16 protein-coding genes are annotated in these 20,991 nt (G+C 69.2%); 14 read left to right on the top strand and 2 right to left on the bottom strand.

The window, feature by feature from the left end; genetic code table 11:
• Positions 1-24: 24 nt before the first annotated feature.
• From AC5YDV_RS02335 to AC5YDV_RS02275, 13 genes are read left to right on the top strand one after another with little or no spacing between them, the layout of a single operon-like run.
• A complete protein-coding gene (locus AC5YDV_RS02335; protein WP_496182063.1) occupies positions 25-1,305 on the top strand; it encodes an NADH-quinone oxidoreductase subunit D in 1,281 nt (426 codons plus the stop codon).
• Between the two features lie 47 nt (positions 1,306-1,352).
• The gene (gene nuoE, locus AC5YDV_RS02330; RefSeq protein ID WP_496182064.1) at positions 1,353-2,036 is read left to right on the top strand and encodes an NADH-quinone oxidoreductase subunit NuoE; all 684 of its coding nucleotides are present in this window, start codon (positions 1,353-1,355) and stop codon (positions 2,034-2,036) included.
• A complete protein-coding gene (gene nuoF / locus AC5YDV_RS02325; protein WP_496181999.1) occupies positions 2,033-3,352 on the top strand; it encodes an NADH-quinone oxidoreductase subunit NuoF in 1,320 nt (439 codons plus the stop codon). The genes nuoE and nuoF overlap by 4 nt, the downstream gene beginning before the upstream one ends.
• Positions 3,349-5,745, top strand: coding sequence for an NADH-quinone oxidoreductase subunit G (locus AC5YDV_RS02320; protein WP_496182000.1), 2,397 nt, complete (start codon positions 3,349-3,351; stop codon positions 5,743-5,745). The genes nuoF and AC5YDV_RS02320 overlap by 4 nt, the downstream gene beginning before the upstream one ends.
• The gene (gene nuoH / locus AC5YDV_RS02315; protein ID WP_496182001.1) at positions 5,742-7,076 is read left to right on the top strand and encodes an NADH-quinone oxidoreductase subunit NuoH; all 1,335 of its coding nucleotides are present in this window, start codon (positions 5,742-5,744) and stop codon (positions 7,074-7,076) included. The genes AC5YDV_RS02320 and nuoH overlap by 4 nt, the downstream gene beginning before the upstream one ends.
• Before the next feature lie 11 nt (positions 7,077-7,087).
• Positions 7,088-7,639, top strand: a complete 552-nt coding sequence (gene nuoI, locus AC5YDV_RS02310) for an NADH-quinone oxidoreductase subunit NuoI (RefSeq protein WP_496182065.1) — start codon at positions 7,088-7,090, stop codon at positions 7,637-7,639.
• Positions 7,636-8,451, top strand: coding sequence for an NADH-quinone oxidoreductase subunit J (locus AC5YDV_RS02305; protein ID WP_496182002.1), 816 nt, complete (start codon positions 7,636-7,638; stop codon positions 8,449-8,451). Before nuoI ends, AC5YDV_RS02305 begins: the two co-directional genes overlap by 4 nt.
• A 6-nt stretch (positions 8,452-8,457) precedes the next feature.
• On the top strand, positions 8,458-8,757 hold the full coding sequence (gene nuoK / locus AC5YDV_RS02300) for an NADH-quinone oxidoreductase subunit NuoK (protein ID WP_496182066.1): 300 nt from the start codon (positions 8,458-8,460) through the stop codon (positions 8,755-8,757).
• A gap of 55 nt (positions 8,758-8,812) precedes the next feature.
• Entirely contained in the window at positions 8,813-10,678 is a 1,866-nt protein-coding gene (gene nuoL / locus AC5YDV_RS02295) for an NADH-quinone oxidoreductase subunit L (RefSeq protein ID WP_496182067.1), read from the top strand.
• A 13-nt stretch (positions 10,679-10,691) separates the two neighbouring features.
• The gene (locus AC5YDV_RS02290; protein WP_496182003.1) at positions 10,692-12,200 is read left to right on the top strand and encodes an NADH-quinone oxidoreductase subunit M; all 1,509 of its coding nucleotides are present in this window, start codon (positions 10,692-10,694) and stop codon (positions 12,198-12,200) included.
• Positions 12,200-13,783, top strand: coding sequence for an NADH-quinone oxidoreductase subunit NuoN (nuoN, locus tag AC5YDV_RS02285; protein WP_496182004.1), 1,584 nt, complete (start codon positions 12,200-12,202; stop codon positions 13,781-13,783). The genes AC5YDV_RS02290 and nuoN overlap by 1 nt, the downstream gene beginning before the upstream one ends.
• 5 nt (positions 13,784-13,788) lie before the next feature.
• Positions 13,789-14,766: a polyprenyl synthetase family protein gene (locus AC5YDV_RS02280; protein WP_496182068.1), complete on the top strand. Its 978-nt coding sequence runs from the start codon at positions 13,789-13,791 to the stop codon at positions 14,764-14,766.
• A 17-nt stretch (positions 14,767-14,783) separates the two neighbouring features.
• Positions 14,784-16,172 carry an amidase gene (locus tag AC5YDV_RS02275; protein WP_496182005.1) on the top strand — a complete coding sequence of 463 codons (1,389 nt, stop codon included), beginning with the start codon at positions 14,784-14,786 and terminating at the stop codon, positions 16,170-16,172.
• 223 nt (positions 16,173-16,395) lie between these two features.
• Here AC5YDV_RS02275 and aceB read toward each other — a convergent pair whose 3' ends face one another.
• Together aceB and aceA are read right to left on the bottom strand one after the other, a co-directional pair.
• On the bottom strand, positions 16,396-18,039 hold the full coding sequence (gene aceB, locus AC5YDV_RS02270) for a malate synthase A (RefSeq protein ID WP_496182006.1): 1,644 nt from the start codon (positions 18,037-18,039) through the stop codon (positions 16,396-16,398).
• Between the two features lie 27 nt (positions 18,040-18,066).
• Positions 18,067-19,371, bottom strand: a complete 1,305-nt coding sequence (gene aceA / locus AC5YDV_RS02265; RefSeq protein WP_496182007.1) for an isocitrate lyase — start codon at positions 19,369-19,371, stop codon at positions 18,067-18,069.
• Between the two features lie 118 nt (positions 19,372-19,489).
• On the opposite strand from aceA, the gene AC5YDV_RS02260 reads away from it, so the two are divergent.
• Positions 19,490-20,968: a helix-turn-helix domain-containing protein gene (locus tag AC5YDV_RS02260; RefSeq protein WP_496192325.1), complete on the top strand. Its 1,479-nt coding sequence runs from the start codon at positions 19,490-19,492 to the stop codon at positions 20,966-20,968.
• Positions 20,969-20,991: the final 23 nt, after the last annotated feature.

Here is a 20,991-nt window from a genome sequence, read left to right as displayed (position 1 = left end):
GAGGAGGCGACCGGCACGGTCTACATGCCCATGGGCGGCGACTGGGCCGACATCGCCCAGGAGCAGGCCGAGCGCGGTGACGAGACCCTCGTCATCAACATGGGCCCGCAGCACCCGGCCACCCACGGCGTCCTCCGCCTGATCCTGGAGACCGAGGGCGAGACGGTGAAGAGCCTGCGCCCCGGCATCGGCTTCCTGCACACGGGCATCGAGAAGAACATGGAGTTCCGCACCTGGGCCCAGGGGTCGACGTTCGTCACCCGCATGGACTACGTGGCGCCGATCTTCAACGAGGTCGCCTACTGCCTCTCGGTCGAACGCCTGCTCGGCATCGAGGACAAGATCCCCGAGCGCGCCACCCAGATCCGCGTGCTCATGATGGAGCTCAACCGCATCAGCAACCACCTGGTCGCGATCGGCACCACGGGCAACGAGTTGGGCGCCACCTCGGTCATGATGGCCGGCTTCCGTGAACGCGAGATGATCCTCGACTTCTTCGAGGCCGTCACGGGCGTCCGCATGAACCACGCCTACGTCCGGCCCGGCGGCGTCGCCGTCGACCTGCCGGAGAACGCGATCTCCCAGTTGCGCGACCTGATCGCCTGGCTGGAGAAGCACATCCCGGAGATCTCGCAGCTCATCGAGCAGAACCCGATCTTCAAGGGCCGTACCGTCGGCGTCGGCGTCCAGGACCTGGCCGCCTGCATGGCGCTCGGCGTCACCGGTCCGATCCTGCGCTCGGCCGGCTACGCGTGGGACCTGCGCAAGGCGCAGCCCTACTGCGGCTACGAGACCTACGACTTCGACATCCCCGTCTACCACGGGGCCGACTGCTACGACCGCTTCCTGGTCCGGTACCAGGAGATGTGGGAGTCGCTGAAGATCGTGAAGCAGGTCGCGGACCGTCTCGAGGAGTCCATCGGCCAGCCGGTCATGTACACCGACGCGAAGATCAGCTCGCCGGCCGACCTGCGCGTCGGCCCGGACGGCCAGGGCAACAGCCACGAGCACATCAAGCACATCATGGGCGAGTCCATGGAGGCGCTGATCCACCACTTCAAGGTCGTGACCGAGGGCTTCCGGGTCCCGGCCGGCCAGGCCTACGTGCCGATCGAGAGCCCCAAGGGCGAGCTCGGCTGCCACGTGGTCTCCGACGGGGGCACGCGTCCGTACCGCTCCCACATGCGGGACCCAGGCTTCAACCACCTGCAGTCCATGCCCCTGATGTGTGAGGGCGGCATGATCTCGGACGTGATCATGGCCCTGGCTTCGATCGACCCTGTCATGGGAGGTGTTGACCGGTGAGCGGTCACGAGTTCCAAACCTGGTTCCCGGACTCCGGTTCGGTGGACATGACCGACCAGTCCAGCAACATCGACGACCACACGATCGCCGAGCTGCGCGAGTTGGCGGGTCGCTACCCCCAGCCTCGCTCAGCCCTGCTGCCGATGCTGCACCTCGTGCAGTCGGTCGACGGCCGTGTCTCCCCGCGCGGCATCGAGGCGTGCGCCGACATCCTGGGCATCACCGCTGCGCAGGTCTCCGGTGTGGCGACCTTCTACACGATGTACAAGCGGCGTCCGGCCGGCAAGCACCACGTCGGCGTCTGCACGACGGCCCTGTGCGCGGTCATGGGCGGCGACGCGCTGCTCGACCACGTCTCGGACAAGCTCGGCATCGGTGAGGGCGAGACCACGGCGGACGGCACCTTCAGCCTCGAGCGCCTCGAGTGCAACGCGGCCTGCGACTTCGCGCCGGTCATGATGGTGAACTGGGAGTTCATGGACAACATGGACCCGGAGAAGGCGGACCGCCTGCTCGACGACCTGGCATCGGGCAAGCCCGTCCAGTCGACCCGCGGTGCCACCCTGACCAGCTGGAAGGAGGCCGAGCGCGTGCTCGCCGGCTTCCCCGACGGCCGCGCCGACGAGGGTCCCACCGCGGGCCCCGCTTCGTTGGTCGGCCTGTCCATCGCCAAGGAGCACGGCTGGTCCGCTCCCGACGCGGCCCCGCCGACTCAGGAGGAGCAGAAGTGACCGACACGCTCACCCCGGTCCTCTCGGCGACCTGGGCCGACGACCGCGCGTGGAAGCTCGCCAACTACGAGCGCACAGGCGGCTACAAGGGTCTGAAGAAGGCCCTGCAGATGGAGCCGGACGCGGTGATCGGCGAGGTCAAGAACGCGGGTCTCCGCGGTCGCGGCGGCGCCGGGTTCCCCACGGGCATGAAGTGGAGCTTCGTCCCCCAGGACAACCCCAACCCGAAGTACCTCGTCGTCAACGCGGACGAGTCGGAGCCGGGCACCTGCAAGGACATCCCGCTGATGATGGCCAACCCCCACGTGCTCGTGGAGGGTGTCGCCATCTCCTCGTACGCCATCCGCTCCCACTTCGCGTTCATCTACGTGCGGGGCGAGGTCCTCCACGTGATCCGCCGCCTGCAGCAGGCCGTGCGCGAGGCGTACTCGGCCGGCTATCTCGGCAAGAACATCCTCGGCACGGGCTACGACCTCGAGATCGTCGTCCACGCGGGCGCCGGCGCCTACATCTGCGGCGAGGAGACGGCCCTGCTCGACTCGCTCGAGGGACGCCGCGGGCAACCCCGCCTGCGGCCGCCGTTCCCGGCCGTCGCCGGCCTGTACGCCAGCCCGACCGTCGTCAACAACGTGGAGTCGATCGCGTCGGTCCCCGGCATCATCGCCAAGGGTGCGGACTGGTTCGCCTCGATGGGCACCGAGAAGAGCAAGGGTCACGGCATCTTCTCCCTCTCGGGCCACGTCGCGAACCCGGGCCAGTTCGAGGCCCCCATGGGCATCACGCTGCGCCGGCTCATCGAGCTGGCCGGAGGGATGCGCAACGGCCACGAGCTGAAGTTCTTCACGCCGGGCGGGTCCTCGACACAGATCCTCACCAAGGACGCGCTCGACATGCCGCTCGACTTCGACTCGGTCGCGGCTGCCGGCTCGCTGCTCGGCACCCGCGCCCTGCAGATCTTCGACGAGACCACCTCGGTGGTCCGGACGACGCTGCGCTGGATCGAGTTCTACAAGCACGAGTCCTGCGGCAAGTGCACCCCCTGCCGTGAGGGCAACTGGTGGCTGGTGCAGATGCTGCGCCAGTTCGAGGCGGGGCAGGCCCAGGAGGGCGACATCGAGAAGATGTTGGACGTGGCCGAGAACATCGGGGGCCGCTCGTTCTGCGCCCTCGCCGATGGTGCGGTCGCGTGCGTCACGTCGGCCGTGAAGGAGTTCCGTTCCGAGTTCGAGGCCGGCTACCACACGCCGGCGTGGGAGCTGTTCCCGTACGGGAAGAGCGCCCTGTTCCCGGTCAAGCAGGCAGGAGAGCACGCATGAGCGTCGACGCCAAGGCCGGCGCCGTCGAGAAGTCGGACCTGATCTCGGTCTTCATCGACGGCACCGAGGTGCAGGTGCCGAAGGGCACCCTCGCCATCCGCGCGGCCGAGATGATCGGCATCAACATTCCGCGGTTCTGCGACCACCCGCTGCTGGAGCCCATGGGCGCCTGCCGCCAGTGCATGGTCGAGGTCCCCGACATGGGCAACGGGCGCGGCATGCCCAAGCCCCAGGCGTCCTGCACGCTCGAGGTCGCCCCGAACATGCAGATCAAGACGCAGGTCAGCTCGCCGGTCGCCGACAAGGCGCAGAAGGGCATGCTGGAATTCCTGCTGATCAACCACCCGTTGGACTGCCCGATCTGCGACAAGGGCGGCGAGTGCCCCCTGCAGAACCAGTCCATGAGCCACGGGTACTCGGAGTCGCGCTACCAGTACCCGAAGCGGACCTACCCCAAGCCGGTGGCGGTCTCGGCCCAGATCCTGCTCGACCGCGAGCGCTGCGTCCTGTGCGCGCGCTGCACCCGGTTCTCCGAGCAGATCTCCGGCGATCCGTTCATCGCCCTGGTCGAGCGCGGCGCGCTCCAGCAGGTGGGCCAGTACGAGAGCGAGCCCTACGACAGCTACTTCTCCGGCAATGTCGTCCAGATCTGCCCGGTCGGCGCGCTGACCAGCGCAGACTACCGCTTCCAGGCCCGTCCGTTCGACCTCGTGTCGACCCCGGTCACCTGTGAGATCTGTGCGGCCGGTTGCCAGCTCCGCTCCGACCACCGTCACTTCCAGGTGAAGCGTCGCCTCGCCGGGAACGCCCCCGAGGTCAACGAGGAGTGGAACTGCGACCGCGGTCGGTTCGCCTTCCGTTCCGGCCGTGGCGACGACCGCCTGCGCGGTCCGCTCGTCCGTGAGGGCAACACCCTGCGCCCGGCGTCCTGGCCCGAGGCCATCGACCTGGCCGTGGCGGGCCTGAAGGCCGCCGGCACCGACGTCGGTGTCATCACCGGCGGACGCCTCACGCTGGAGAACTCCTACGGTTACGCCAAGTTCGCCCGCGCCGTGCTCGGCACGAACAACATCGACTTCCGGACCCGCCAGCACACGATCGAGGAGGGCGACTTCCTCGCCCACGCGGTCGCCGGCAAGCGTCTGGGGGAGGGCGTCACCTACGCCGACCTCGAGCGGGCCAAGCAGGTCATCTGCGTGGCGTTCGAGGCCGAGGAGGAGAGCCCGATCGTCTTCCTGCGCCTCCGCAAGGCCGTCCGCAAGAAGGGCCTGAAGGTCGTCACGGTGGCCCCGTTCGTCTCGAACGGCGCCGCGAAGCTGGGTGCGCACCTCGTCCCGACCGTGCCGGGCACCGAGGCCGAGGTGGTCTCCAAGCTCGACGCGGACGCCGACACGATCATCCTGGTCGGCGAGCGCGCCGCCGGGGCGCTCGGAACCCTGACGTCGGTCGTCAACCTCGCCGCCCGCACGGGCGCCCGCTTCGCGTGGGTGCCCCGCCGCGCCGGTGACCGTGGCGCCATCGAGGCGGGCTGCATGCCGAACCTGCTGCCCGGCGGCCGTTCCGTGGCGGACGCCGCGGCTCGCGTCGACGTGCAGTCGGTGTGGGGCGTCCACTCCCTGCCGACGGAGCCCGGTCTCGACACCGGCGCCATGCTGCACGCGGCGAGGACCGGTGACCTGAAGGCGCTGGTGGTCGCGGGCGTCCAGCCCACCGACCTGCCGGACGCCGTCATCGCCCGCGAGGCGCTGGAGCAGGTCGGCTTCCTGGTCAGCCTGGAGACGCGCCTGAGCGAGGTCACCGAGCGCGCCAACGTGGTCCTCCCGGTCGACCTGATCGAGGACCAGTCGGGCACGTTCCTCAACTGGGAGCACCGTGAGGGCCGCGTCAACCGCGTGAACCGGCAGGCCGCCAACCCGATGACCGACCTCCGCGTGCTCGCCATGCTGGCGGACGCGCTGGGTGCGGACCTCGGGATCCGGTCCGCCAAGAGCGCCAAGGCCGAGCTCACCGAGCTGGGGACGTGGGAGGGCGCTCGCACGGGCGCCCCGCACGAGGACCTCCCGCTCGCGTCGCAAGGCGAGGGCCTGGTGCTCGCGTCGTGGCGTGAGCTCATCGACGGTTCCGCCTCGAACGCCGGCGCGACCTCCCTGCTGGCCACGGCCAAGCCGGTCGTCGCCCGCGTCAGCCCGAGCACGGCGTCCAACCTCGGCCTGGGCGAGGGCGACACCGTGCGGGTGGCGAGCGCCGGTGGTTCCACCGACCTCACGCTGTTCGTCGAGGATTCCATGGTCGACGGGGTCGTCTGGATCCCGGGCAACCGTGGTGGCCAGGGGCTCGGTGAGCTCCGCGTCGCCGCGGGCGAGTTCGTCACTGTCACCGGAGGTGCGGCATGACCCCTGAACCCTTCGTCATGAACGATCCGTGGTGGATCGTGTTGATCAAGGCCGTGGGCATCGTCCTGCTGGTCCTGACCTGGCAGATCGTCAACGTGTGGTTCGAGCGCCGTGTGCTGGGCAAGATGCAGCAGCGCAAGGGCCCGATCATGAACGGTCCGCTCGGCCTCGGCCAGACGTTGGGTGACGGCCTGAAGTTCCTCCTCAAGGAGGACTTCGCACCCGGCATGGTGGACAAGGTGCTGTACGGCCTCGCCCCGCTGATCGCTGGCGTGTCCGCCTTCACGGCCTGGTCGGTGATCCCGCTGGCTGGCGAGGTCGAGATGTTCGGCGTCCACACCCGACTGCAGGTCGCGGACCTGCCGGTCTCCGCCCTGGTCCTGCTGGCGGCGGCCTCCACCGCCGTGTACGGCTTCGTGCTCGCGGGCTACTCCTCGCAGTCGCCCTACTCGCTGCTCGGCTCGATGCGCGCCAGTGCCCAGATGATCTCCTACGAGATCTCGATGGGCCTGAGCTACGTGGCCGTGTTCCTCTACGCCGGCTCGATGTCGACCGGGACGATCGTCGAGGCGCAGGGGCTGCCGATGTTCGGCGCGAACCCCGTCGGCTTGCAGCAGTGGTACTGGCTGCTGCTCCTGCCCTCCTTCGCCATCTACGTGATCTCGATGCTGGGTGAGTCCAACCGCGTCCCGTTCGACCTCCCCGAGTGCGAGTCCGAGCTGGTCTCGGGCCACATCACCGAGTACACCGGGTTCCGTTACGCGATCTTCTACCTCACCGAGTACATCAACATGACGACCCTCTCGGCGATCGTCACCACGCTGTTCCTCGGTGGCTACAAGGCCATCTGGCCGCTCGGCTTCCTGATCCCGGACACCGGCTGGTGGGGCCTCCTCTGGTTCGTCATCAAGGTCCAGGCCTTCATCTTCTTCTTCGTCTGGGTCCGCGCCTCGCTTCCGCGCTTCCGGTACGACCAGTTCATGAACCTGGGCTGGAAGTGGCTGATCCCGATCTCGCTGGGCTGGGTCATGGTCATCGCGCTGCTGCGCGGGCTGACCAACCACGGCCTCCTCCAGGGTCCGCTGCTGTGGATCCTGATCGGAGTGGTCGTCCTCGCCCTCCTCGCCGTCCTGTTCCTGGGCGGTGGCGAGGAGAAGCAGGAGGAGCCGTCCCTCGTGCCGGTCTCCTTCGACGCCTTCGCGGGCGGGTACCCCGTCCCGCCGCTGCCGGGCCAGACCCTGCCGGAGTTCGCCGACGTGATCGCCGGCACCAGCACCGACACCGACCAGGCCGCACCCGCGGCGTCCGAAGACGACAGGAAGGACGCGTAACCATGGGGCTCTTGGATGCCTGGGCCGGTTTCGGCGTCACGTTCCGGACGATGTTCCGGAAGACCTTCACGCAGGGGTACCCCGAGAAGGGGCAGGAGAAGATCACGGCTCCCCGCTTCCACGGTCGTCACCAGCTGAACCGCTGGCCCGACGGCCTGGAGAAGTGCGTGGGCTGCGAGTTGTGCGCCTGGGCGTGCCCGGCCGACGCCATCTACGTCGAGGGCGCGGACAACACCGAGGACGCCCGGTACTCGCCGGGTGAGCGGTACGGCGCGGTTTACCAGATCAACTACCTGCGCTGCATCCTCTGTGGGATGTGCATCGAGGCGTGCCCGACGCGCGCGCTGACGATGACCAATGACTTCAAGCTCTCCGACACGTCGCGCGAGAAGATGATTTACACCAAGGACCGACTCCTCGCCCCGCTGCTGCCGGGCATGGAGGAGCCTCCGCACCCCCGCCGCCTCGGCAACGACGAGAAGGACTACTTCCTCGGCCTGCCCGCAACGGGTGTCCCGGACACGCGGACCGGTCCCGTCGAGACCGAGGAGGTCGCTTCGTGAACACCGTGCTACTTCCACTCGTCACCGGAGCGGAGGTGACCTTCTGGGTGGTGGCCCCGCTGACCGTCCTCGGTGCCCTCGGGCTCGTGCTGAGCCGTCGTGCCGTCTACGCGGCGCTGTCGGTGGCCGTCACCATGGTCGGACTCGCCGTCCTCTACGCGTCGCTCGATGCGCCGTTCCTCGCGATGGTGCAGATCATCGTCTACACCGGCGCCGTGCTGATGATGTTCCTGTTCGTCCTGATGATGGTCGGCATCGTGACCCCCGACTCGGCGGTCGAGACCATCAAGGGTCAGCGCCCCCTGGCCGTGCTGGCCGGCATCGGTGTCGTCGCGATGCTGTTCTTCGGCATCGGTGGTGCGCTGCACTCCGAGCCCGCCACGGTCACCGCGGCCAACGCCGAGTTCGGCGGCAACGTCGAGGGCCTGGCGAACCTGCTCTTCGGTCGCTACGTGTTCGTCTTCGAGCTCGCGGCCGCCCTGCTGATCGTCGCGGCCGTCGGTGCCATGCTCCTCGCGCACCCCGAGCGCCTGCGCCCGCGTAAGGGCCAGGCCGAGGTCGCGGCCGACCGCATGCACGCCTACAAGACCTTGGGCGAACACCCCGGGTCGCGGCCGAACTCGGGCGTCTACGCGGGCAGCAACTCGATCGGCGTCGGCGCCCTGCTGCCGGACGGCACGGTCGCCGAGAAGTCACTCAGCGAGACGCTCGCCGTGCGCGGCGCCCTCATCGACCCGACCCCGCTGACGCAGGTCACGAGCAACACGTTCACCTCCGTCAAGGAGATCCGCGACGAGGACGAGGAGGACTGAGCCATGATGAATCCCGAGAACTACCTCATTCTGGCTGCCCTGTTGTTCGCGATCGGCGCCGTCGGCGTCATGCTCAGGCGCAATGCGTTGATCGCGTTCCTCTGCGTCGAGTTGATGCTGAACGCCTGCAACCTCGCGTTCGTGGCGGGGGCCCACATCACCGGAACACTCGACGGGCAGACCACCGCGTTCTTCGTGATGGTGGTCGCCGCGGCGGAGGTCGTGGTGGGCCTGGCCATCATCGTTTCGATCTACAAGACGCGCCGCTCGACCTCGGTCGACGACGCCAACCTGCTGAAGCTCTGAGGTGGGCGACGTGATCCTTCTCGAAACCATCGCCGAACCGGTCGCAGCGACCGGGATGTTCACGTGGGCGTGGACGATGATCGCCGTGCCGGCGATCGTGGCGGCCCTTCTCCTGCTCGGCGGCAAGCTGACGGACGCCTGGGGCCACCTGCTGGCCACCGCCGCGGTGTTCTGGTCGTTCGCGATCGCCGCCTGCCTGTTCGGCCAGCAACTCCTGTCGCCGGCCACCGAGCGTGCGGTGTCGTCCCACCTCTACACCTGGTTCTCGGTCGGGGAGTGGGACTTCCAGGTCGGCCTGCTGGTCGACCAGCTGTCGATCCTCTTCGCCCTGCTGATCACCGGTGTGGGTGGCCTCATCCACGTGTACTCGATCGGCTACATGAGCCACGACCCGCGGCGCCGCCGGTTCTTCGCCTACCTGAACCTGTTCATCGCCGCCATGCTCCTGCTGGTGCTGGCCGACAACTACCTGATCCTGTTCATCGGCTGGGAGGGCGTCGGTCTGGCGTCGTACCTGCTGATCGGGTTCTGGCAGCACCGGCCCACCGCCGCCGCCGCCGCGACCAAGGCGTTCGTCATGAACCGCGTGGGTGACCTCGGCATGCTGATGGGCATCTCCACGATGCTGGCGATGTTCGGCAGCTCCAAGTTCACCGAGGTGAACGCCGCCGCCGCCGGCACCGAGCCGCTGTGGGCGACGCTGATCGGCCTGTTCCTGCTCCTGGGCGCCTGCGGCAAGTCCGCTCAGGTGCCGCTGCAGGCCTGGCTCCTGGACGCCATGGAGGGCCCGACCCCGGTCTCGGCCCTCATCCACGCCGCCACGATGGTGACCGCGGGCGTCTACCTCGTGGTCCGCAGCCACGCGCTCTTCGAGGCGTCCCCGACCGCGCAGATGGCGGTCGTCATCGTCGCCACGGTGACGTTGCTCGCGGGCGCCTGGATCGGTACGAGCCAGGACGACATCAAGAAGGTCCTCGCCGGCTCCACGATGTCGCAGATCGGCTACATGCTGCTCGCCGCGGGCATCGGCCCGGCCGGGTACGCCTTCGCGATCTTCCACCTGCTCACGCACGGCTTCTTCAAGGCCAACATGTTCCTGGGTGCCGGGTCCGTCATGCACGGCATGAACGACGACGTGAACATGCGCCACTACGGCGGGCTCGCCAAGGCGATGAAGGTCACGTTCTGGACGTTCGCGATGGGCTACCTCGCCATCATCGGGTTCCCGTTCCTCTCGGGCTACTTCTCGAAGGACCACATCATCGAGGCGGCCTTCGAGCACAACACCTTCATCGGCATCTGCGCCCTGGTCGGCGCCGGTATCACGGCCTTCTACATGACGCGCCTGATGCTCATGACGTTCTTCGGCGAGAAGCGTTGGCAGGAGGGTGTGCACCCGCACGAATCCCCGAAGGTGATGACGATCCCGCTCATCGTCCTCGCGATCTTCTCGGTCGGCATCGGCATCGTCATGAACTTCTGGATCCAGACCTGGCTCGAGCCCGCCGTGGGCAACCACCCCCACGAGCTCAGCCTCATCCCGACCGCGGTCGGCTGGATGACGATGATCGTGGTGGCTCTCGGCGTCGTCGTGGCCTGGCTCGTGTTCGGTCGGTCGTCCATCCCGGTCACCGCGCCGGCCACGGCGAACCCCATCACGATCGCCGGCCGCAACGTCCTGTTCGGCGACCAGGTGAACGACGCCCTGTTCGTGAGCCCGACCATCGCCCTGTCGGGCGCCATCGACACGACGGACTCGAAGGGCATCGACGGAGCCGCGGACTCGACCGGGCGCGCTTTCGCCGGGCTGTCCACGCAGGTCCGCCGCCTGCAAACCGGGTACGCCCGCAGCTACGCCCTCACCATGGTGGTCGGCGTCCTGCTCGTGGGTGCCGTTCTGATCCTCAACCAGCTCGGTTGAGGGAGGAGTTGACATGACATTCCCCTGGTTGACCTTCCTCGGCCTGCTGCCGTTGGTCGGCGGCGTCCTACTCCTGCTGCCCATGGGCAAGGGAGCGGCGCGCGTCCTCGGCATCAGCGTCTCCGTGGCGACGCTGGCCGTCGCCGTCGGCGTGGCCGTGCTGCACGCCGGCGGCACCGACCTGGCGGTCCAGGTTCCCTGGATCCGCGCCTTCGGGGCCTGGTGGGCGCTCGACGCGGACGGCATGGGCATCGCGATGGTCCTGATGACCGCCGTCCTGACGCCGGTGGTGCTGCTGGCCGAGTGGGAGCCCCCGGCGAATCGGTGGAGCGCCCAGGCGTTCTTCGCGCTCGTCCTGATGCTCGAGGGCCTGGCGATGTTCGTCTTCCTGGCGAACGACGTCCTGCTCTTCTACATCTTCTTCGAGGCGACCCTGATCCCGACGTACTTCCTGATCGTCGGGTTCGGTGGGGAGCGCCGCTCCTACGCCGCCGTCAAGTTCCTGCTCTTCAGCCTGGCCGGTGGCCTCATCATGCTGGCCTCGGTCGTCGGCGTCTACGTCGTGGGTGCCTCGCAGGGCGTGCCGTCCTACCTGATCCCCGACCTGGCCGCCGTCCGCTTCGACGGTGACCTCGGCCGGTGGCTGATGCTGGGCTTCCTGATCGCCTTCGTCGTGAAGGCCCCGATGGTGCCGCTGCACACGTGGCTGCCGGACGCCGCCGAGAACTCCACGCCGGGCACCGCGACCCTGCTGGTCGGCGTGCTCGACAAGATCGGCACCTTCGGCATGATCCGGCTCTGTCTGGGCCTGTTCCCCGAGGCGTCCCTCTGGATCACCCCCTTCATGGTGTGGTTCGCCGTGGTCTCGATCATCTGGGGCGCCCTGGGTGCCATCGGCAGCCGCAACCTCATGCGGCTGGTGGCGTACACCTCGGTCAGCCACTTCGGCTTCATGGTGCTGGGCATCTACGCCTTCACCACCACGTCGATGACCGGCTCGATCTTCTACATGCTGAATCACGGCTTCTCGACCGCGGGCATGTTCCTGGTCGTCGGGTACCTGGCCAAGCGCACCGGTAGCTACGAGATCGCCGCGTACGGCGGCGTCCAGAAGGTCGCGCCCGTCGTGGCGGGGGTCCTGCTGGTCTCCGGCTTGGCGACCCTGTCGCTGCCCGGTCTGGCCCCGTTCGTCAGCGAGTTCATGGTCATCGCCGGCACGTGGAGCCGCTACCCGGTCGTCACCGCGGTCGCGCTCCTGGGCGTCGTCCTCGCTGCCGTGTACATCCTGCGGATGTACCAGAAGACGATGACGGGACCCATCTCCGACCAGACCGCGGCCCAGTTCACGGGCCGCGACCTCACCGGACTGGAGAAGGCGATCATGGTGCCGATCATCGGGGTTCTGGTATTCCTCGGTTTCGTCCCCCAGCCCGCCGTCCAGCTGGTTGAGCCCACCGCACAGGCGACCCTGGCCTACGTCGGCACCACCGACCCGGCCCCGGTCGTGAAGGGAGCCAAGTGATGTCGTCCGTCCTCCTGCCGGCCCTGGAGATGGCGGCCCCCACGCTCGAGTGGAGGGCCCTGGCCCCGGTCCTGCTGGTCCTCGCCGCCGCGAGCATCGGCATCCTGCTGGACGCCGTCCTCCCCCGGGCGTACCGGTTCCTGGCCCAGATGACGCTGGTGTTCGCCTCGGTCGTCCTTTCGCTGGGGTTCCTGGTCATCAACTGGCGCGCGGGGCGTCAGGGCCGCCTGGCCATGGGATCGATCATGCTCGACGGGCCGACCTACTTCATGTGGGCCGCGCTGCTCGTGTTCGGAGCGCTCGCGTTCATGGTGTTCTCCGAGCGCCAGCTGAACGGGGGAGCGAGCGCCTTCGCGGCGTCCGCCGCCTCGGTGCCGGGTTCCGTCGAGGAGGCCGACGCGTCGGCCGCCCGTCGTGAGCACACCGAGGTCTTCCCGCTCGGACTCTTCGCCGTCGGCGGCATGATGGTCTTCCTGGCCAGTGCCGACCTGATCGTCATGTTCGTCGCCCTCGAGGTCTTCTCGCTGCCCCTCTACCTGCTCTCGGGCATGGCGCGCCGTCGCCGCCTGCTGAGCCAGGAGGCCGCGTTGAAGTACTTCCTGCTGGGCGCGTTCAGCTCCGGCTTCTTCCTGTTCGGCATCGCCATGCTGTACATCTACAGCGGGTCGTTCGACCTCCGTGCCATCCACGAGGCGGTGGGCGGCAACTCGCTCACCGGCAACGGGCTGATGTACATCGGCCTCGCCTTCGTGGGCATCGGCCTGTTGTTCAAGGTCGGCGTCGTGCCGTTCCACAGCTGGACGCCGGACGTCTACATGGGCGCACCGACCCCCGTCACCGGGTTCATGGCGATCTGCACCAAGCTCGCCGCCGTCGGCGCCCTCACGCGCGTCCTGTATGTCGCCCTCGACGGGGAGCGCTGGAACTGGCAGCCCATCCTCGCCGTGCTGGCCGTCCTGACGATGGCGGTGGGCATCATCGGTGCCCTCACCCAGTCCGACGTCAAGCGCCTCCTCGCCTACTCCTCGATCGCCCACGCCGGCTTCGTGCTGACCGCCATCGTCGGTGCCACGCAGGTCGTCCCGGCCGGTCAGGCGACGTCCGCCTCGGCCGTGATGTTCTACCTCACCGCGTACGGCTTCGGGACGATCGGTGCCTTCGCCATCGTCACCCTGGTGCGCAACGCGGCCGGCGAGGAGAACTCCATCGCGGGATGGTCCGGCCTGGCCCGGAAGAGCCCGTGGGTGGCCGGCCTGATGTCGCTGTTCATGCTGAGCTTCGCGGGCATCCCGCTGACCGGTGGCTTCATCGGCAAGTGGGCCGTGTTCACGGCGGCCTGGCGCGGCGGGTACGGCTGGCTCGTGGTCGTGGCCGTCCTGGCCAGCCTCCTCGCCGTGTACTTCTACCTGCGGCTGGTGGTCGTCATGTTCGCCGGCGCGCCCGCCAAGGGCGTCTTCGTCGGCAATGCCAGCGCGTGGACCTGGATCCCGATCGTCATCGGCGCCGTCGCCACCCTGTGGCTCGGTGTGGTCCCCGACCAGGTGATGCAGCTGGCGACCTTCGCGGGTGGCTTCCTTCGGTGACATCCATTCAACAGCCCGCCGTTGACCCGGCGTTCGAGGCGCTCGTCCGCGAGCGCCTCGATGCCGTGGAAGCGCGCCTGGCCGCCACCGCGGTCGCCCAGACCGCGTTCACCACGGACGCGGCCCAGCACCTGCTGTCCGCCGGCGGGAAGCGGTTCCGCCCGCTCCTGGTCGCGCTGGCGTCGCAGCTCTACCCGGGCGCCGACCCGTCGATGATCGATCGCGCCGCCGTCGTGATGGAACTCACCCACGTGGCGAGCCTCTACCACGACGACGTCATGGATGAGGCCGACGTGCGCCGCGGCGTCCCCTCGGCGAACAGCCGCTGGGACAACACCGTCGCGATCATGGTCGGTGACTTCCTGTTCGCCCGCGCCTCCTCGACCGTCGCGACCATGGGCACCGACTACGTGCTGCTGCAGGCCGAGACGTTCGCCCGCCTCGTCCAGGGCCAGATCGCCGAGACCCGCGGTCCCGAGCCGGACGCCGACCACCTCGCCCACTACCTCGACGTCATCGCGGACAAGACCGGTTCGCTGATCGCGGCCTCCACGGTCTTCGGCGGCATGGTGTGTGGTGCGCCGCAGGACGTCCTGGACGCCCTGGCGCGGTACGGCGAGGAGCTCGGCGTCGTCTTCCAGTTGTCGGACGACCTGATCGACATCGCGTCCGACACGTCCGGAAAGACACCCGGCACCGACCTCCGGGAGGGCGTGGCCACGCTGCCCGTGCTCATGCTGCGGCAGTCCGCCGGGCCGGGCGACGAGCGGCTCCTCGACCTGACCTCGCGCCCCCTCACGGACGAGGACGAGGTCACCGAAGCGTTGGAGGCGCTCCGCGCTCATCCGGTGCTGCGCGAGGCACGAGAAGAGGTCCTCCGCCGTGCCGAGGTCGCCCGCGGCCACCTCGCGGATGTCCCCGAGGGTGCCGCTCGCGATGCGCTGTCGGCTCTCTGCGACCAGCTGGTGTCCCGCTCGAGCTGAGCAGCTAGCGTAGGGACATGACGCTCCCTGCCCACGCCTCCGCCGTCGAGATCGCGCAGCGCGTCCGGGCGGGGGAGTGGAGCGCTGTCGAGGTCGCACGCCTCGCCCTGAGCGCCGCTGAGGAGCTCGGTCCGCGGTACGGCGCCTTCGCCGCCCTCACCCCCGAGCGCGCCCTGGCGCAGGCCGCGGCGGTGGACGCCTCCGTCGGCAGGGGGGACTACGCCGGTCCCTTGGCCGGCGTCCCGGTGCCCATCAAGGAGTTGGTCGAGGTCGAGGGCCTGCCCGCCGAAGGCGGCTCGGCGGCGCTGCGGGGCACCGTGGGGGTGCGAACCGACGTGGTGGCCCAGCGTCTCTTCGATGCCGGCTCGGTGGCGATCGGCCTGACGACGGCGCCGGAGTTCGGGTTCCCGGCCTACACCGAACCGGCCGATCGCCCACCGGCCCTGACCCCGTGGGACACCCGTCGGGGTGCCGGCGGTTCCTCGGGTGGGGCGGCTGCGGCGGTGGCGGCGGGCATCGTCCCGCTCGCGCACGCGTCCGATGGTGGGGGCAGCATTCGGATCCCGGCGGCATCCTGCGGTGTCGTCGGGCACAAGCCGTCCCGCGGGTGGGTGCCGGCGCTGCCCAGCCGGGCACCCGGCCCCGGTCTGGTGAGCGATGGTGTCATCAGTCGGACGGTCGCCGACACGGTGCTCGGCCTCGACGTGTTGGCGCCGGGTTGGGGTGTCGCCCGTCTGGCGGCCGCCGATCCCGGACGGCTGCGCGTCGGCGTCCTGACCAGGCCGGTGATCAGCGACACCGCGGTCGTGCACCCGGCGTGCGAGGACGCCGCGCGCCGCGTCGCCGGCTGGTTGGCCGACCTGGGGCACGAGGTGGTGGAGGCGCCGGTCCCGTTCCCGGCCGAGCGGTGGGCCGCGTTCGACGCGGTGTGGACGACCGGGGCGGCATCGATCCCGCTGCAGCCCGAGGGGGAGGACCTGCTCACGCCCATGACGTCGTGGCTGCGTGCCCGCGGCCGTCGCGTCACCGGGGTCGAGTACGCCCTGGCGCTCGCGGCGATCCAGCAGTTGGGCCACGAGACGTCCGAGAACTGGGCCGGATTCGATGTCGTGGTGACGCCGACGCTGGCGCAACCGCCCGCGCTGGTGGGTGCTCTCCGCGACGACAACGATCCGGCCGCCGACTTCGCCGCGCAGATCGACCACACGCCCTGGACGTCCGTCGCCAACCTGACCGGACGGCCCAGCATCAGCCTGCCCTTGGTGCGCACCGAGGTGGACGGCGTGGAGCTGCCGATCGGTGTCATGCTCACCGGACGCCTCGACCAGGACGGCGTCCTGCTCGCGTTGGCGGCGCGGTTGGAGGCCGACCATCCTTGGCCGTTGGTGGCACCACCGCCCGCCTGAACCGCCGAGGGCTCGGGTTCCCACTGCCGAGGGCTCGGCTTCCCATTGCCGAGGGCTCGGCTTCCGACCGTCGAGGGCTCGCCGCAAGGCCGAGGGCCTGCCATCTCAAAGATGGCAGGCCCTCGGCGGACTGAACCCGAGCCCTCGGCGGACTGAACCCGAGCCCTCGGCGGACTGAACCCGAGCCCTCGGCGCTCTGAACCCGAGCCCTCGGCGGGTGGGGTCAGGCGACGAAACGCTCGTACGCGGGGAGCGTGAGGAACTCCGGGTACTCGTCGGCCAGGGCGACCTCCTGGAAGAGGCCCCGGGCGTCGTCGAACCGGTCGCCTTCGAACCGCTCCAACGACTCGAAGACCTCGTCGAAGACCTGGCCCAGCCACTCGGTGGTGACCTGGTGGCCCTCCTCGGTGGTGACCCCGGCGTTGCGCCACTGCCAGATCTGCGAGCGCGAGATCTCGGCGGTGGCGGCGTCCTCCATGAGGTCGTGGATCGCCGCGGCCCCGTTGCCCCGCAGCCACGACTCGATGTAGCGGATGCCGACGTCGATGTTCGTGCGGACGCCGGCGTCCGTGATCGTCGAGCCCGGAATCCGCAGGTCGATCAGCGCCCGGTCGTCCGGGATGACGTCGAAGCGGCGCTTGTCGATCTGGTTGGGCTTGTCCCCGAGCGTGGCGTCGAAGACCTCACGGCAGACGGGCACCAGGTCGGGGTGCGCGACCCAGGAGCCGTCGAAGCCGTCGTTCGCCTCGCGCTGCTTGTCGGCCCTGACCTTGGCCAGCGCGGCCTCGGTGACCTCCGGCTTGCGGCGGTTCGGGATGAACGCCGCCATGCCGCCCATCGCGCTGACACCGCGGCGGTGGCAGGCGCGCACGAGCTGGTCGGTGTAGGACCGCATGAACGGCGCCTCCATCGTGACCTGCGCGCGGTCGGGGAGGACGAACTCGGCGCCCCGGTCGCGGTAGTTCTTGATGATGCTGAACAGGTAGTCCCAGCGACCGGCGTTGAGGCCGGAGCTGTGCTGCCGCAGCTCGTAGAGGATCTCCTCCATCTCGAAGGCGGCCGTGATGGTCTCGATGAGGACGGTCGCACGGATCGTGCCGCGCGGGATCCCCAGGAGGTCCTGGGCCCGGATGAAGAGGTCGTTCCAGAGACGGGCCTCCAGGTGAGACTCGGTCTTCGGCAGGTAGAAGTACGGCCCCCGGCCCCGGCGCAGGAGCGCACGGGCGTTGTGGAAGAAGTACAGGCCGAAGTCCACGACGCCGGCCACCATGGGCTTGCCGTCGACGAGGAGGTGCTTCTCGTCGTAGTGCCAGCCGCGGGGGCGGACGATGATGGTCGGGGTCTGCTCGGCGGTGACCGTGTACTCCTTGCCCTCGGGCGAGGTGAAGGAGATCTTGCCGCGGATCGCGTCGTAGAGGTTCAGCTGGCCGCCGATCATGTTCTCCCAGGCCGGCTGGTTGGCGTCCTCGAGGTCGGCCAGCCAGGTCGCGGCACCGGAGTTGAGCGCGTTGATGGTCATCTTGCGCTCGGTCGGGCCGGTGATCTCGACGCGGCGGTCCTCCAGGCCGGGGGCGAGCGGCGCGCCCACCCACGTGTCGTCCGCCCGGATGTGGGCGGTCTCGGGCAGGAACCGGGGGTCTTCACCACGCGCGATCGCGTCGCGACGGGCGTGGCGGGCCTCGATCAGCTCGTCGCGGCGCTTGGTCGCGAGGTCGTTGAGCTGGACGATGAAGTCGATGGCCGCCGCCGTGAGGATGCGGTCCTCGCCGGGCGCGACGGTCGGCGCCTTCTTGGTGAAGCGCGGGTTGGTGGGTTGCGGGCCGAAGCTCGAGGTCTGCTCGGCCAGGCTGCTCATGCTCTGGTTCATGGTTGTGTCCTTGTCACGCGGAGTCCGTCAGTGGAACTGGCCGGACTCGGTGGAGCCCGCCATCGCGGTGGTGGAGCTCTCGGGGTTGACGATGGTGGCGACGGCGTCGAAGTAGCCGGTGCCGACCTCGCGCTGGTGCTTGGTGGCGGTGTAGCCGCGGGCCTCGGAGGCGAACTCCTCCTCCTGCAGCTTCACGTAGGCCGACATGCCTTCGCGGGCGTAGCCGTGGGCCAGGTCGAACATCGAGTGGTTGAGGGCGTGGAACCCGGCCAGGGTGATGAACTGGAACGTGTACCCCATGGCACCGAGCTCGCGCTGGAACTTGGCGATGGTGGCGTCGTCGAGGTGCTTCTTCCAGTTGAACGACGGCGAGCAGTTGTACGCGAGGAGCTGGTCGGGGTGCTTGTCCTTGACCGCCTCGGCGAACTGGCGGGCCAGCTCGAGGTCGGGGGTGCCGGTCTCCATCCAGATGAGGTCGGCGTACTCGGCGTAGGCATGGGCGCGGGCGATCGAGGGCTCGATGCCGTTGCGGACCTTGTAGAAGCCCTCGGAGGTGCGCTCACCGGTCAGGAACTCCTGGTCGCGCTCGTCCACGTCCGACGTGATCAGCGTGGCGGCCTCGGCGTCCGTGCGGGCGATGATGACCGACGGGACGCCGGAGACGTCCGCGGCGAGGCGGGCGGCGTTCAGGGTGCGCTCGTGCTGCTTGGTGGGGACGAGCACCTTGCCACCGAGGTGGCCGCACTTCTTCTCGGAGGCGAGCTGGTCCTCCCAGTGCACGCCCGCCGCACCGGCCTGGATCATGCCCTTCATGAGCTCGTAGGCGTTGAGCGGGCCGCCGAAGCCGGCCTCGGCGTCCGCAACGATCGGGACGAGCCAGTTGTCGACCGTCGAGATGCCCTCGAGGTGCTCGATCTGGTCGGCGCGCATGAGCGCGTTGTTGATGCGGCGGACGACCGCGGGCACCGAGTTGGCGGGGTAGAGGCTCTGGTCGGGGTAGGTCTGGCCCGACAGGTTGGCGTCACCGGCGACCTGCCAGCCGGAGAGGTAGATGGCGCGGAGGCCGGCCTTGACCTGCTGCACGGCCATGTTGCCGGTGAGGGCGCCCAGCGAGTTGACGTAGTGGCCGTTGCCGCGGGTGACCTCGTCCCACAGGATCTCGGCACCGCGCTTGGCGAGGGTGAACTCCTCCTGGACGGTGCCGCGGAGGCGAACGACGTCCGCGCCGCTGTAGTCGCGGCGGACGTTCTTCCAGCGGGGGTTGGTCATCCAGTCGAACTCGAGGGAGTCGGCGGTGACGGGGTTCTGGGTGTTCTGGGTGTTCTCGGTCATGGTGTGCTCCTCTGCACTGAGGGGTCCGTTGTGGCCTGACACCATGTTGCGGCCTCTGCAACCCTTCTTCACCCGCCAATCTCTGGAAAGATGTGAAGAATTTCACTATTGTGAACTTGTGACGAATACCCCATGGCACGCACCGGCACCGGCGCCGGAACAGGAGTCGTTCCTCGACTCTTTCGGGCTCGGACGCCGCCTCCACGCCCTCCGCAAGCAACGCGGGCTCACCCTGGCGCAGGTCGCCGAGCAGGCGGAGGTCGCCCCCTCCCAGCTGTCGATGATCGAGAACGGCAAGCGCGAGGCGCGCGTGGGCGTCCTGCAGCGGTTGGCGGCGCTGTACGGCACCACGCTGGACGACCTGACCACCGGCACCCCGAGCCACCGCACCCAGCTCGAGGTGGAGTTGGAGGCGGCCATGCGGTCGCCGTTGGCCCAGGCGGCCGGTTTGCCGTCGATCCGCATCTCGCCGCGGACGCCGACCGAGGTGCTCGAGGCGATGGTCGCCCTGCACCGCGAGTTGCGCCGCCAGGCCGAGGAGCGGGCGGCCACCCCCGAGGAGGCCCGCCGCGCCAACACCGAACTGCGCCGCGAGATGCGGGACCGCGGCAACTACTTCCCCGAGATCGAGGCGGCGGCCGCCGACCTGCTGCGGCGGGTCGGCTACACGGGCGGGCCCCTGTCGGAGCGGATGATCGGCGCCATCACCGACCACCTCGGCTTCTCGATGGCGCACGTGTCCGACCTGCCGTCGTCCACCCGGTCGGTGACCGACCTGGTGAACCGGCGCATCTACCTGCCCCGGTCGAGCCGCCCCGACCACAACCCCCGCGCGGTTCTGTTGCAGGCGCTCGGCCACCAGGTGCTGGGGCATGAGCGGCCCCAATCGTTCGGGGAGTTCCTGCGCCAGCGCGTGGAGACCAACTACTTCGCGGGGGCGTTGAGCATGCCCGAGCGCCAGACCGTCGAGATGCTGCAGCGCGCCAAGCAGGCCAAGGACCTCTCGATCGAGGACCTCCGCGACGCGTACGGCGTTTCGTACGAGGGTGCGGCGCACCGGTTCACGAACCTGGCCTCCCAACACCTGGGCCTGCCGGTGCACTTCTCGAAGGTCCACCAGTCCGGCACGTACTACAAGGCCTACGAGAACGACGGCGTCCCGTTCCCGTCGGACCACACGGGCGCGATCGAGGGCCAGGTGGCCTGCCGCTACTGGACGTCCCGGCAGGTGTTCGAGCAGGTCGACACCTTCAGCGCCTACCGGCAGTACACCGACACCCCCGCGGGCACGTTCTGGTGCACCGCGCACATCCAGGGGGAGGCGAACGGGCTGTTCGCCATCACGGTCGGGGGTCCATTCAACGCGGCGAAGTGGTTCCGAGGACGGGAGACGAGGAACCGGCACAAGTCGACCTGCCCGGCGCCGACCTGCTGCAAGGTGCCGGACAAGCACCTCATGGACGCTTGGGCCGGTCGCGCCTGGCCGTCCGCCCGCGCGCACACGCACCTGCTGGCCGCGCTGCCGCCCGGCGCGTTCCCGGGCGTGGACGAGACCGAGATCTACGCGTTCCTCGATGCGCACAGCGATCGGGGGTGACCGGTCGGTGCGGATAGGCTGTC

Source organism: Propioniciclava sp. LT432 (genome assembly GCF_059515965.1).
Note: the sequence above shows the minus strand (reverse complement) of the source record. Positions and strands in the feature narration are given on the sequence as shown.

Bases quoted from the DNA above. Each gene is read 5' to 3' on its own strand.
- AC5YDV_RS02335 (WP_496182063.1), top strand. From the start codon at position 25: ATGCCCATGGGCGGCGACTGGGCCGACATCGCCCAGGAGCAGGCCGAG.
- nuoE (WP_496182064.1), top strand. From the start codon at position 1,353: ATGACCGACCAGTCCAGCAACATCGACGACCACACGATCGCCGAGCTG.
- AC5YDV_RS02320 (WP_496182000.1), top strand. From the start codon at position 3,349: ATGAGCGTCGACGCCAAGGCCGGCGCCGTCGAGAAGTCGGACCTGATC.
- nuoH (WP_496182001.1), top strand. From the start codon at position 5,742: ATGACCCCTGAACCCTTCGTCATGAACGATCCGTGGTGGATCGTGTTG.
- nuoK (WP_496182066.1), top strand. From the start codon at position 8,458: ATGAATCCCGAGAACTACCTCATTCTGGCTGCCCTGTTGTTCGCGATC.
- nuoL (WP_496182067.1), top strand. From the start codon at position 8,813: ATGTTCACGTGGGCGTGGACGATGATCGCCGTGCCGGCGATCGTGGCG.
- AC5YDV_RS02290 (WP_496182003.1), top strand. From the start codon at position 10,692: ATGACATTCCCCTGGTTGACCTTCCTCGGCCTGCTGCCGTTGGTCGGC.
- nuoN (WP_496182004.1), top strand. From the start codon at position 12,200: ATGTCGTCCGTCCTCCTGCCGGCCCTGGAGATGGCGGCCCCCACGCTC.
- AC5YDV_RS02275 (WP_496182005.1), top strand. From the start codon at position 14,784: ATGACGCTCCCTGCCCACGCCTCCGCCGTCGAGATCGCGCAGCGCGTC.
- aceB (WP_496182006.1), bottom strand. From the start codon at position 18,039: ATGAACCAGAGCATGAGCAGCCTGGCCGAGCAGACCTCGAGCTTCGGC.
- aceA (WP_496182007.1), bottom strand. From the start codon at position 19,371: ATGACCGAGAACACCCAGAACACCCAGAACCCCGTCACCGCCGACTCC.